Annotated in this window: 10 protein-coding genes and 1 riboswitch; of the genes, 4 read left to right on the top strand and 6 right to left on the bottom strand. The window is 59.4% G+C overall.

Annotated features, from left to right (window positions below):
• Positions 1 to 90: 90 nt before the first annotated feature.
• Entirely contained in the window at positions 91 to 774 is a 684-nt protein-coding gene (locus G7Y41_RS00330) for a Crp/Fnr family transcriptional regulator (RefSeq protein WP_165216843.1), read from the top strand.
• A 145-nt stretch (positions 775 to 919) separates the two neighbouring features.
• Here the strand turns inward: G7Y41_RS00330 and G7Y41_RS00325 are convergent, their stop codons facing one another.
• The 3 genes from G7Y41_RS00325 to G7Y41_RS00315 all read right to left on the bottom strand — a co-directional run bounded on the left by G7Y41_RS00325 (position 920) and on the right by G7Y41_RS00315 (position 5,794).
• On the bottom strand, positions 920 to 3,400 hold the full coding sequence (locus tag G7Y41_RS00325; protein WP_231367308.1) for an ATP-binding cassette domain-containing protein: 2,481 nt from the start codon (positions 3,398 to 3,400) through the stop codon (positions 920 to 922).
• Positions 3,393 to 4,094 (bottom strand): ECF transporter S component, encoded by a 702-nt coding sequence (locus G7Y41_RS00320; RefSeq protein WP_165315470.1) that lies wholly within the window; start codon positions 4,092 to 4,094, stop codon positions 3,393 to 3,395. The genes G7Y41_RS00325 and G7Y41_RS00320 overlap by 8 nt, the downstream gene beginning before the upstream one ends.
• A gap of 30 nt (positions 4,095 to 4,124) precedes the next feature.
• Positions 4,125 to 4,237: riboswitch (TPP riboswitch) on the bottom strand.
• Positions 4,238 to 5,794: an amino acid permease gene (locus tag G7Y41_RS00315; RefSeq protein WP_165315471.1), complete on the bottom strand. Its 1,557-nt coding sequence runs from the start codon at positions 5,792 to 5,794 to the stop codon at positions 4,238 to 4,240.
• Between G7Y41_RS00315 and G7Y41_RS00310 the strand changes: the two genes are divergently transcribed.
• Together G7Y41_RS00310 and G7Y41_RS00305 are read left to right on the top strand one after the other, a co-directional pair.
• Positions 5,788 to 8,652 (top strand): YhgE/Pip domain-containing protein, encoded by a 2,865-nt coding sequence (locus G7Y41_RS00310; RefSeq protein ID WP_165315472.1) that lies wholly within the window; start codon positions 5,788 to 5,790, stop codon positions 8,650 to 8,652. The genes G7Y41_RS00315 and G7Y41_RS00310 overlap by 7 nt on opposite strands.
• Positions 8,649 to 10,865, top strand: coding sequence for a YhgE/Pip domain-containing protein (locus G7Y41_RS00305; RefSeq protein WP_165315473.1), 2,217 nt, complete (start codon positions 8,649 to 8,651; stop codon positions 10,863 to 10,865). The genes G7Y41_RS00310 and G7Y41_RS00305 overlap by 4 nt, the downstream gene beginning before the upstream one ends.
• A gap of 56 nt (positions 10,866 to 10,921) precedes the next feature.
• Here G7Y41_RS00305 and G7Y41_RS00300 read toward each other — a convergent pair whose 3' ends face one another.
• The 3 genes from G7Y41_RS00300 to G7Y41_RS00290 all read right to left on the bottom strand — a co-directional run bounded on the left by G7Y41_RS00300 (position 10,922) and on the right by G7Y41_RS00290 (position 12,624).
• On the bottom strand, positions 10,922 to 11,392 hold the full coding sequence (locus G7Y41_RS00300) for an SRPBCC domain-containing protein (protein WP_165315474.1): 471 nt from the start codon (positions 11,390 to 11,392) through the stop codon (positions 10,922 to 10,924).
• 96 nt (positions 11,393 to 11,488) lie between these two features.
• Entirely contained in the window at positions 11,489 to 11,983 is a 495-nt protein-coding gene (locus G7Y41_RS00295) for a DUF2249 domain-containing protein (RefSeq protein WP_165315475.1), read from the bottom strand.
• Positions 11,984 to 12,159: 176 nt separating this feature from the next.
• Positions 12,160 to 12,624, bottom strand: a complete 465-nt coding sequence (locus tag G7Y41_RS00290) for a RidA family protein (protein WP_165315476.1) — start codon at positions 12,622 to 12,624, stop codon at positions 12,160 to 12,162.
• Here G7Y41_RS00290 and G7Y41_RS00285 point away from each other — a divergent pair.
• A complete protein-coding gene (locus G7Y41_RS00285) occupies positions 12,623 to 12,862 on the top strand; it encodes a hypothetical protein (RefSeq protein ID WP_165315477.1) in 240 nt (79 codons plus the stop codon). The genes G7Y41_RS00290 and G7Y41_RS00285 overlap by 2 nt on opposite strands.
• The last annotated feature ends 173 nt before the right edge of the window (positions 12,863 to 13,035 follow it).

The raw sequence follows: 13,035 nt of genomic DNA, 5'->3' as shown, positions 1-13,035 counted from the left end.
CGGGGCCGAACCTTAGGCCAACGCGCCGTGACGGTGCCAGATGAGGCCCGCTCACTTTCAGCGGGAATGACCAGAATGGAGCTCCACCATATGAACGGTGATGCTAACTTCATCAGCCAGGTCCCACTGTTCGGTGGCTTGGATGAATCCCAGCAGGTTTCACTACAACAGAAAATGGGACACACCTCGCTTCGACGCGGTGAAACCCTCTTTGACGAGGGCGATCTCGGTGACCGCCTGTACATCGTCACCGAAGGCAAGATCAAGCTCGGACACACATCAAACGACGGACGCGAATCACTGCTCGCCGTCCTCGGCCCCGGCGAAATCATCGGTGAACTCACCCTCTTTGATCCGGGTCCCCGTTCAACAACAGCTACCGCCGTTTCCCCGGCCTCGCTGCTCTTCCTCGAACACGAGGATCTCATGGAGATCCTCGATTCCAACCCGACGCTTGCCAAGCACATGCTGAAGGCACTCGCACAGCGACTGCGTCGCACCAACGAATCCCTTTCGGACCTCGTTTTCTCCGACGTTCCCGGTCGCGTTGCCAAGGCGCTTCTCGACCTCGCTGATCGTTTCGGCAACGCAACCGACAAGGGGGTGCACGTCCCTCACGACCTGACGCAGGAGGAACTTGCGCAGCTCGTTGGCGCATCGCGTGAAACCGTCAACAAGTCCCTCGCGGATTTCGTGTCCCGCGGATGGATCCGTCTCGAAGGCCGCGCGGTCACGCTGCTTGACGTCGATCGACTGGCTCGACGCGCACGCTGACCCCGCGCTCAACAACGCGGATACGCCACGCACACGGTTTGTCATTGACTCACTGATGCTGAGCGAGAAACGTTGAACACATGTACGAATGCTCCCCACGAGTAGGCCACTGATTCACTCAGTTCACCTCGTGGGGAGCACTTCTTTACCCGATGAGTGGCTCGAAATGCCCCAGCATCATCGACATCACCACAGCGAAAGCCGGGATGAGAATCGCGATGAGAAGGAAAATCGCGTCCGGCCATCCGACACGTGATTCTCGCGCCCAGGTTCGACGACCAGATGCGCCAAACCCTCGTGCTTCCATTGTCATTGACAGTTTCGCCGAGCGACGCAGCGCAAACACCAGCAGCGAGAATGCGCCGGAGAGAAAACCCCGGACCTTTCGTGAGTCGCCCACGCCGCGGATCCGTCGGGCCTGTTCAAGTGCCTTCCAGTCGGTGAACATCAGTCCCGTCATTCGCGCAGCCGCAAGCGTGGCAATGACAGGACGGGCGGGGAGTCGAAGGACCTGTCCAAGGCCATCGGCCATGTTCGTTGGGTCAATCCGTGGCATCAGGGTGAGCGCAGGAATCCCCATTGCGAAGATCCGCAGAAACATGGCAATAGCCAAACTGATGGATCGTTGGGAAATCACGGCCGGCCCTAGACTCCAGTAGATCTCGCCACCGGCCTTTCCGTACAGCAGCATCGACAGTGCGACCAACGGTGCCGCCATGATGAGCGGAATCATCCGGATCAGCAGTGTTTTCAGTGGGATCCTCACCAGTGGTACGAGGAGGATTTCCACGCCCACGGCAACGAGCGCCGTCGTTGGATCAACCGCGGCCAGCAGGGGGAGCGCGATGACGAAAAGGGCGAAGAACTGGGTGACCGGGTTGACGCGGTCAACGGGTGTTATCCGCGAGGACGTGGACTGGGCGTCACGTCGCTTCTCAGCGGGTTCATTGGCGATGGTCGGGGCATCGGTGCCGGTAAGGGCGTCGGCGCCGGCAGGTTCATCAACGCTGGCAGCTGCGTCACCAACCTCGGCAAGGTCAACAACGTGATCATCCATCGCCTCAATGAACGCAGCGTCATGGGTAATCGCAACCAGAGTGGTCCCATTTGACCGCACCCGACGCAGCAGCCGCACAAGTTCGATCCACGTCAACCGGTCTTGACCGAAAGTTGGCTCGTCAAGAATCAGCAGCTCAGGCGCACTAATGAGGGCCGTTGCCACCGACAGTCGACGTTTTTCCCCTCCGGACAAAGTCATCGGATGAGCCCCGGCGAGCGCTGAGAGCCGCAACGCATCAAGATACTCATCAACAAGAGCATCAAGCCGTTCCCCGGTGATTCCAGCCTGACGCGGCCCGACCTCAAGTTCCTCACGCACAGTGCGACTGAGGAACTGATATTCGGGCTCTTGGAAGACCATCGAGATACGCCCCAACAGCTGACGCGAGGTCCACTCATGCGGATCCGGTCCCACGCCCTCGGGAATTCCGGCCGCAGGAGCCATCGTGACACTGCCGGAAAGCTGATCAAGCAACCCGGCGATCGTCAAGGCGAGCGTTGTTTTCCCTGTTCCATTGACCCCGGTGATGCACGTCGCACGGCCGCGCGGGATATCCAGTGTGATGCCGCATCGGACCGGTTGTTCCGGTGAGTATCCAACGGTGACATCCGTGAGGCGAAGAATCGGGTCACCCGCAGGCCCACCCCCATCGACCTCGCCTCCACCGGTTCTGCGCGCGGCGAGGGCGACGTTGTCTCCGGGAAGCCAGATTCCACGAGAACGCAATTCCTCCCCGTGATCGGCGAGCACCCGATCAAGCGGCCCATCTGCACGGATCTGCCCGTCAAGCAAGACAACAACGCGATCAACGAGGCTGGCCCACACGTCTACGCGATGTTCGATGACAACGAGGGTGGCGCCCGTGGAGTCGAGCACCCCTTCCACCGTGGCCCGCACGTCCGCAGTGCCCTGCGGATCGAGATTCGCAGTTGGTTCATCAAGGAGCAACAGTCCGGGTTCCATCGCCACAACGGACGCCAAAGCAAGCCGTTGCTTTTGCCCTCCCGAGAGTTTCGCCGTTGCGCGTCGCTGTGAAACACGCAGATCGACGTCCGAGAGCGCCCGAGAAACCCGCGGCCAGATGTTCTCGCGCGCCACCCCCAGGTTTTCCATACCGAAAGCCACGTCGTCGCCGACGCGCTCAAGAACAACCTGAGCCTCGGGGTCCTGCATGACAAGGCCGATGCGTCCACGGAGTTTCTCGGGGACGTGTCCGTCAATTCTCAGAGTCCCGCGGCTATCCCCCTGGTCGTCACCACCGAGAAGCCCCGCAAGTCCGGCCATGAGCGTCGACTTTCCCGACCCTGAAGGCCCGAGAATCAGGACGCGTTCACCCGGCCTTATGTGCAGGTCAACGGACTCTATCGCCCATGCTTTTCGGCCACCGTGCCGCCATCCCCAGCCGTGAAGTTCCACCTCGCAAGGGGACGAGGACGAGGCTCGAGCACCCGACGTATCGCCGACCGAACGTGACGCGCCCACGGCATGAGGATCGCGCGATCCCACTGTTTCCACAGTGTGTTCACCGGTAGTCGTGGGCGTCGTGTCATGCGAAGCCTCAGACACGCGTGCGAACCTCGCGTCCTGCGGCGAAGCGGTCAAGCGCACCGGTGCGTGCAAGGCCTCGAGTCACCGCCCAACCTCCAAGACCCGCAAGCAGGGCACCCGAGATCACGCAGCACACGAGGTAGGTGAAAATAAAAGCCGGACCTTTTTCAATGTAGGCGTACATAAACAGTTCCAGGCCCCAGGCACACAGGCCCGACACTGCCCCTGACAGTGTGGCCGTCAGTGCGGTGTAGCGGCGATACAGGAGAATCGCGAAGACAATTTCCACGCCGAATCCCTGAGCAAGGCCCGACAGCACAACCGTCGGCCCGAATTGCGAGCCGATCGCTGCCTCAAGAGCTGCGGCAACGACCTCGACAAAGAGGGCGGCACCGGGTTTACGGATGATCAGCGCCCCCAGGGTTCCACCGAGCAGCCAGCCACCGAGGAACACTCCCTCAAGGCCAGGCAGTGCCGCACCGATGACGCCTCCGCCGAGTCCGTAGATCTGGTTCCAGACGAAAATGATGACAGCGCAGGTCACTCCCAGGACGGCTGCGGTGACAATATCGACAACGCGCCACTTAAGCGACGGTTGCGTGGAATGTTCCGGCCCCTCACCTGCGTGCCCAGGATTGTCGGGCTTTCGCCCAGCGCTTGCCTCATGTGCGTGAACTCGGGGGACTGATGGGTGCGGTGTTGTGTCGGCCATGCCGGGGTTCTCCTCTCGTACTCCGCGGCGTGCACGAGTGAAGAGCCTTCCTACGCCGGCATTAACCGGTTCAGGTTCGACGGTCGGGAGCATCCGGCTCCCCTCTCAACCCAAAAAACGTTCGGGTTCCCGTGGCACGGCAGTCAGTCTACCCCGTCGGTGACGTTCTTCCCATCGTTGTCATGCTGCATTGACGAGGACGACTCTGCTTCCCCTATGCCTCTCGTTCGTGAAGCGGACACGGAGTAAGCCTTCGCCCTCGCCCTCGCCAATGAACGATGACGATGAATAAGAGACGCGACGGTGATGAACACGCACCACCCAATGGAAGCCAGCAGCCCCGTCCTCGTATCCGAACGAAGCGACAGGACAACCACCATCAGTCCCATAAACACGAGGACAACCCACGCGCTCACCACGCCTCCGGGTGCGCGGAATGTTGACTCTTTGTGCAGGTGTGGCCGTTTTTTCACATAGATCAGGTAGGAAACGGTAATCATCACCCACACACCCATGAACAGGGTCGCCGACATGGACGTCACCAAAGTAAACGCGTCCGACAGTGACTCACCAAATTCCATGATGATGATGCCCGACAGGAGGAACACGCACGACAGGAACAGGGCGTTGCGCGGCACATGGTGACGCGACAGGCGGTTGAACACTCCGGGAGCGTCGCCTCGCCCCGCGAGACTGAAAAGCATCCGAGACGTTGAGTAGATTCCCGAGTTCGCCGAGGACGCAGCCGAGGTGAGAACAACAAAATTCACGACGGTTGCTGCGGCTCCCAGGCCGGTGAAAGAAAACATCGTGACGAACGGCGAGGTGTTCGGGTCAACCTCATTCCACGGTGTCACCATCATGATCGCTGCCAGGGCTGCGACATAGAAAATCATGATGCGGATCGGAATGGAGTTGATGGCTTTAGGCAGGGTCTTGTCCGGGTCCGAGGTTTCCGCAACGGTCGTGCCCACAAGTTCAACACCCACAAAGGCGAAAATTGCGATCTGGAAACCCCCGAGGAATCCGCTCAACCCCGTGGGGAAGAATCCTCCTCGATTCCACAGGTGAGACACGGCAGCAGTTTCACCGCCAGCGGTGGGGACCGCCAGGACGACCATGCCGATTCCCACGACAACGAGGGCGAGGATCGCAACGATCTTAATCAGAGCGAACCAGAATTCTGTCTCACCGAATGCCGCCACAGTCATCGCGTTGAGTGTGAAGAGGAGAACGGTCATCGCAACGATGGGGATCCACGCGGGAGTGCCTGGCCACCAGTAGCGAATGTATCCGGTGATCGCGATCATGTCGGCAACGCCGGTGACCACCCAGCATGTCCAGTATGTCCACCCGGTGACGAATCCCGCCCACGGGCCAATGAGGTCGCGCGTAATATCGGCGAACGTTGTGTAGCGACGGTCGGAGAGGAGCAACTCACCCATTGCGCGCATGAAAAGGAAGAGGACAGCACCGATGATCATGTACACCAGGAGAATCGACGGACCCGAAATAGCGATGGTCTTCCCCGATCCCATGAACAGGCCGGTACCGATTGCTCCGCCGACGGCGATGAGCTGAATATGACGGTTCTCAAGGCTGCGCTGAAGGTTGGGGGCGTGTCCCACCTGAGCAGATGTTCCCTCCGTGAGTTTCCTCGCATCTGCGCAACTCGGCGGTGTTTTATTGTCCGATGTCATTGTCTCTCCCGTTATTCCACGGCTATTTCACGCTACCCCCGTCATTGTCCGAGCACAAAGAATTGAGAGACTCTCCTCATCGTGATGCCCTCGGACTGCACCAGGACTACCCTGGCAAGGTCATCATCGTCATCTTCGAGGTGCCCATGAGCAGCGTTCGACACATACTCACGCGCGACATCCGCCGGATTCTGCGCGTACCTGCCGCCTGGGTCATCATTTTCGGCATCATCGCTCTGCCCCCGCTGTATGCATGGTTCAACATCTACGGCCTGTGGGACCCCTACGGCAATACGGCAAGCATCACCGTTGACGTTGTCAACGAGGATCGTGGGGCATCCTCCGACACTGTCGGCGACCTTGACGCCGGTGAGAAAATTGTTGCCCAGCTACGGGCAAACCACCAGCTCAACTGGCAGTTCACGAAGCGCAGCGACGCGATGGACAATGTGTACTCCGGTCGAAGCTACGCCGCGATCATCATCCCCACGAACTTTTCGGCACGACTCATCGGTGTTATTGACGGCGACCAGCCACGACCCACACTGGACTTCTACGTCAACGAAAAAGCCAACGCCCTGACTCCGAAGATCACCAACGCCGGAATGACCACACTTGACCGGCAGATCAACGACACATTCGTCTCCACCGCCGCATCGGTCATCGCACAGGCCACGAACTCCGGTGCCCACACGATCGACGACTTTGCGGATCAATTCACCACGAAGGCACTGGATCAACTCACGCAATCCCTCGACGCAGTCACGAAGATCCGGAATAGCGGGGACACGCTGATCGACACGCTCGACAACATTTCCCAGGCCGCCGATGACACGCGTGCAGCTCTCAACAGCATCGAGGTCGCAGCTAACGACGCATCCACTGCACTGGCAACAACCGGTGATCTGATGGACGATGCTTCACGTGCCCTCTCGGACTTCTCAGCGAAGGCATCAACGCAGCTGGACACCAGCTCCCAGACGCTCACACGAATGAACATGCGGGCACACTCATCCGTTGACGGCATCACATCGGCGCTGAGTTCGGCCAACGGTTACACATCCGCTGCCGTGTCATCCCTGACCTCCATTAACTCCGATCTCACGCAGGTCCTTGACGACCTCAAAGACCTCACTGACTCGGCGAACACTCTCCCCGGTCATGACCTGTCGTCGTTGAACTCGGCAGTCACCGAGCTTGAAGAAACAACGGCTGCACTGGGAACAACCCTGGGATCACTGTCAGACATCCACTCAGATCTCCAGTCAACAATTGACGCGGCCTCGGAAACATCAGAATCACTTCTGACGGCAAATACTTCCGCGTTCCAGTGGCTCTCCACGGCCCGCTCGTCGGTCAACTCCCAGGCGATCCCCCAGATGACGTCCGGTCTGACATCTCTGTCAACCAGTGCAGGCACACTTGCGGGGATCACCTCGGGCCAACAGTCCCTCATCGCGCAGGCACGCCTCGTCCTCGACCAGATCGACTCCGTGACCTCCGCAGCGCATCGCTCGGTGACAGCTACGGACAACGGTCTTCAATCTCTTCAATCACAGCTGTCGCACATGTCGACGGATATTTCCGCATTGCATACATCCAGCGTCTTAGCGGAGCTCACAGGTGGGAAAGATTCCCTCAACACCGAATCCATTGCCCGATTCATGGCATCACCAACCGTCTTAGAAACAGAAAACATCTTCCCCGTTGACTCCTACGGTTCAGGAATGGCTCCCCTGTTCACCACGATCTCTTTGTGGGTTGGCGCATTCATGCTGGTCGTCATGCTCAGGGTCGAGGTCGACGACGACGGCCTCGAGAGCCTAGAGGTCACCACAAGTCAGAAGTACCTGGCTCGTTTCACCTTGCTCGCGATCTTCGCAACGATCCAGGCAATTGTTGTGGCCGTCGGCAACCTCATCATTGGCGTGCAAATGGTGTCCTTCCTCGGATTCCTCGCCACATGTGTCGTCACGTCATTCGTTGACCTGTCGGTGATTTTTGCCCTGTCAACAACGTTCCAGCACGTCGGCAAAGGACTGTGCCTCGCTCTCATCATGGTTCAGGTTCCGGGGGCATCCGGGATCTACCCAACGGAAATGCTCCCGCCGTTCTTCTCACTGATCGAACCGATCGTTCCATTCACGTATTCGATCCGCGCAATGCGTGAAACCATCGCCGGTTTCTACGGTAACGAGTGGCTACACATGACCCTTGGCATGATGATCTTCGCGCTGGCGTCATTCATCATCGGACTGGTGATCCGCCCGTCCTTGACGAATCTCAACCGCATGTTCTCCCGACAAATCGCCGAATCCGGCATGGTCCTCGGTGAAGACATCCACCTTCCGGATCGTCGATTCTCGATCCCCCAGATCCTTTCCGCATTCACCGACCAAGATGCCTACCGGGAGCACATCACCGAACGCGCCCAACGTTTCACCCACTGGTATCCGAAACTCATCCGCGGTGCCCTCATCGCCGGTCTCGCTGTTCCCACTCTTCTCGTCCTCGCGTTCTCCCTGACACCCGACGCCCAGGTTGCCACTCTCGCCACATGGCTCATGTGGCTCCTGCTGATCATTGGTTTCCTCATCGTTGTTGAATACGTCAAGGACTCCCTTGAACGCCAATGCGAATTGGGGAACCTCACTGAGGAAGAAATCCACAGTGTCCTGCGTGGACGGCGACTCCGCCGAGCACGTAGGACGCGCCCTCGTCCTCGTCCCCTGAGAATCTCCGCGACGGACGCACCCGTCCCGCCCGCCGACAACAGTGACGAGGACGACGACGCCAAAGACACCAGCGATGCCGCGCACGCAACCGACGACGATGAAACGGCGGAGGTCACCCGATGAAAACACTGTGGGCACTGTGTGTTTCCGATATCCGACGGATGACAATGAACACGGTATCCGTCATCATCGTCATCGGACTCGTCGTCATCCCCGGAATCTTCACATGGTTCAACGTCATCGCGAACTGGGATCCCTTCGCTCGGACGGGGAACCTGAAGTTCGCGGTCGCTAACGACGACGTGGGCTACCGATCAGACCTGGTTCCCATCACCGTCAACATCGGTGACCAAGTCATCAACACCCTGCGAGCAAATAGCCAGCTCGACTGGGCGTTCACCACGACCGAGGAAGCCATCGAAGGAACAAAATCCGGGAAATACTACGCCGCGGTTGTTATCCCCGAGCAATTCTCTGAAGATATGCTCACATTCTTCACCCGGTCCACGCAGGCAACGCTGACGTACTACAACAACGAAAAGAAAAATGCGCTGACGCCGAAGATCACCGGACAGGGCGCGGACACGGTATCGGCCGAGATCAACCAGGTGTTCTCGCAGACTCTGGCGGAGACGGCGCTTGACATCGGATCCCAGCTGGCCGCCTCGATCGACACCCCCGAAACCCAGCAGCGCCTATTAGCATTTGATGCGAAACTCACCGATTTCGCATACTCATTGGGGAATTCTGCAACGCTTCTTGACTCATACGCCGTCATCCTCGACTCATCGGGAACGCTCATGGATTCCTCCGCCAAACTGCTGGCGTCAACGCGGAGCACGGCCTCGGATGCGCGCGACACTCTCGCCAATGCAGCCGCCGGAGTATCCGACGTGTCCTCGGCAATTTCCCTGTCATCGACGGCACTATCAACCGCCCTCGATCAGGCGGCAAACGGATATTCCTCCGTTGCGACGAAAGTTGACGACCTCGTTGGAGGTGCCTCAGCGACCGCCACCGACACTGCCCGGACCCTTCGTGACCTCAGCGTCACAATCAACACCCAAGCCACACACATCGACCAACTCACCGACCATCTCACATCGGTGCGGGATTCCCTCTCGGCATCCGACCCAACGGGTGCGCACCCCGCGATTGCCAACGCTGTTCGATCACTCAATCACCTCATCAATTCCACCAATGCCGCCCATTCCAGCCTCGACGCCCTGAAGTCCAAGCTGAGCGACCAGGCAGACAGTATCGACGCAAAAGTCGAGGTATCCGACTCAGACCGCAAGGACATTGCTGACCTCGCAACGCAGGCAAAGAACGCGATTGAGGCAATCCGTTCCGATTTTTCATCGACTGTCTCTCCCGCGCTGGACTCCGTTCGCTCAAACACCGGGTCAGCTGCCTCCACCCTGTCTGAGGCAGCTGGCGACCTGCGCTCCGCTTTCTCAACGGTGACGAGCAACGGGACTTCGGGGGCCAAACAGCTCGATGACATCGAATCCGCCTTGCACGAGGCCGCGAAGAACCTGCGCGACACAGGCGACAACCTCAATACCTTCCATTCGCGCCTATCTGAGGCGCTTTCTTCCGGAGACGTTGACATGCTCCGCGACATCCTCGGACGTGACTCCGCTGTTTTTGCTGCAACCCTCGCGGCTCCCGTAACCGTCACCGCGCATCGAGTTTTTGCGGTCGACCACTTTGGATCACAGATGGCACCCTTCTACACTTTCGTCCCACTGTGGGTCGGTGCTCTCCTTCTCGTCGCAACGCTGAAAACCAGTGTGTCACGGACACGTCGCGCTGAACTTGGTGATCCGCCCGCCCACATTCTCTTCCTCGGTCACTACGGAATCTTCGGGCTCATTTCCCTGCTCCAGGCAACGTTCTCACTGGGAGGCAGCCTTCTCTTCCTCGAAGTCGATGCCGTTCACCCGTGGCTCTTCATGCTCTCAGGCTGGGTGAGTGCTCTGGTGTATTCCTTCTTCCTGTACACCGTGACCGTGAGCTTTGGGAATATCGGCAAAGCCATCGGGGTCATCATGCTCGTCATTCAGATCACCGGTTCGGGCGGCAGCTATCCGCTGGTCATGCTCCCCAAACCCATCCAGGCAATCAGTCCCTTCTTACCGATGACTCACTCCATCGATGCGATCCGCGCGGCCATCGCGGGGATCTACCACGCTGACTTCTGGTGGTCGATCGGCGGACTGCTCGCCTTCATTCCACCGCTGCTCCTGCTCGGCTTGGTCCTGCGGCGCCCACTGATGCGCTTTAACCGCTGGTACGTTGACAAAGTCGAGGAAACGCGGATCATCTCCTAGACAGCATCTCCTGGCAGCGGTGAACGCCGAGGTGAAGCTGTTTCGGGATGAACCTTCTAGGCGAAGTGAGCGGCGATCTGTGCGAGGGCGTCCTCCCACATCCCCTGTTCGTTTTCCCAGATCTGACGGACCACAGCCTCGTCTGAATCCAAGGTCGAAATGCCGGACTCTTCGATGTGAACTGCGGTTCCGCCGTCTTCTTCGGACAGGGAAATCTCAATGCGCGTGCACTGATCCGAATCCAGTTCATCGGAGGCTCGCGGATCCCAGCGGAATGAAATCATGTCCATCGGGTCCTCGTCCTCACGTTCAACCAGCCACTCACCGGCGTCGGGATCCTCGACGTGGTAAACCCCGTCTTCGTCACGCTCAACCTCGTGATCGTCAAGCGGCCCGTCATTCATCCACCACCCGGGTTCAGAGACCACCGCCCACACTGCTTCCTGTGTGGCGGCGACGACAACGTCAGCTTCAACGCGGTCGACATCGGTTTCTACCTGGGCATCTTCAGCTTCGTAGGTTTCCATATATCAACGGTAAACGGTGAGTTCGGCTTGGGCGAGTGCTTCGGGAAGTTTCCCCGATCAACACATGCCTCCTAGCAATCTTGCTGGCGAGCTGGATCAGGATACGCGAGTGATGCGGTAACGCCACGCCTCGGGGCCGGCTTCCAGAGTCTCAACACGGTAGTGCGATTCGGACTGCTGGAGATGCTCAAATAGCGGATCGGGCTGATGCGGGGTACGGATCACGAGGTTTTCGCCCACGGGCAGCTGATCAACCGCGGCAAAGAGCAGGGCGCGTCGGATGATCCGCGGGAGGGAGTGGACCACCAGTTCCTCGACCTCGGTTTCGCTGGGATGGGCATCGGCATGTCCGTGTCCGTGGCCGTGGCCCTTACCGTGACCGCCGCAACCGCAGCCACCGCCGTGTCCATGACCCTTCCCGTGTCCACCGCAGCCGCAACCGCCACCGTTTCCGTGACCCTCGGCCTCACCGTGCCCGTGTCCGCCACAGCCACATCCGCCACCCGATGCCGAGGTCGTCGCATGAGCGTCGACGAGCTTAAACGTCTGGTGATCGCCGTTGGGAGCAGCTTCGGGAAGAGTGTCAACCATGATCGTGTCCTTCGATTGCGGTCGGATGAGCAACTGAAAATATCGTCAGAAGATACCCGGTGGGGGTACCCGACCAGTGTACGGCGGAACGCGGTTCGCGGCCAGAGCGCACAGGCTACCCGGTACACCAACGAGGGTCGTGTCGACGCAGTCTTTCACGTGCCCGGCGCAGTCTTTCAGTTCTCGCGGAGGGCGAACTCGACCTCGACCTCGACGGAACAATTGAGGGGGAGGGCGGCAACACCCACCGCTGAACGCGCATGCGAGGTGCCAAAAATCTCCCCGAATAGCTCCGATGCTCCGTTGATGACGCCGGCCTGTCCATAGAAGTTGGGACGCGAAGCAACGAATCCCACAACCTTGACAACGCCGGCCAAGCGGTCAATCCCACCTGCCACATCAGCCGCAGCCGCAAGAGCATTGAGAGCGCAGATCCGCGCGGCATCTTTGGCGTCATCGGGGTCGGCTCCGTCCTCGCCCACAGCACCGATACAGACGACTTCACCGCCGACAACGGGGATCTGCCCAGAAGTCCGTACAACACCGCGGTCAAGAACCGCGGGAACATACGCAGCCACGGGCGCAACGACCTCGGGAAGCTCCACTCCCAGCTCAGCAAGTTTTTCGGACGGCAGTGTCATGGCAATTCCTTTCGGGCAACAGGCCGATCGCCGGTTCCGGCGACGAACGCGGGCACGATCCATGCCCGACCCGCTTAAATGTAGTCGGGTCAACAGGCCGGGCTCGTCCTCGTCCATCCGTCACCGCACTGACGTGGGTCGCAAACGGGTTCCCAGGCCGGACTCGTCCTCGTCAATGATTGACAACGGGGTCACTCACGCGAAAGAAACCACGCCCGCGCAGCTCCCAGCAACGTGAAATGTGTGCAGCCGCAGGTCGATTCTGGAGGACTCAGGAGAAGCTGAAACACCGTATTACGGAAGCATTGCGTGGCGAATTTCAGCGAAACCCCGGCAAAGTTTCCACATCGTGACCCGCACTCTCCCCACGGTTTCACAGGATTTACCACAGCCGCACACGAGGTCCCACGA

It is taken from the genome of Schaalia sp. ZJ405, from assembly GCF_011038885.2.
GTDB lineage: Bacteria > Actinomycetota > Actinomycetes > Actinomycetales > Actinomycetaceae > Pauljensenia.
The sequence above is the reverse complement of the archived record's forward strand: the minus strand, read 5'-3'. Positions and strand labels throughout refer to the sequence as shown.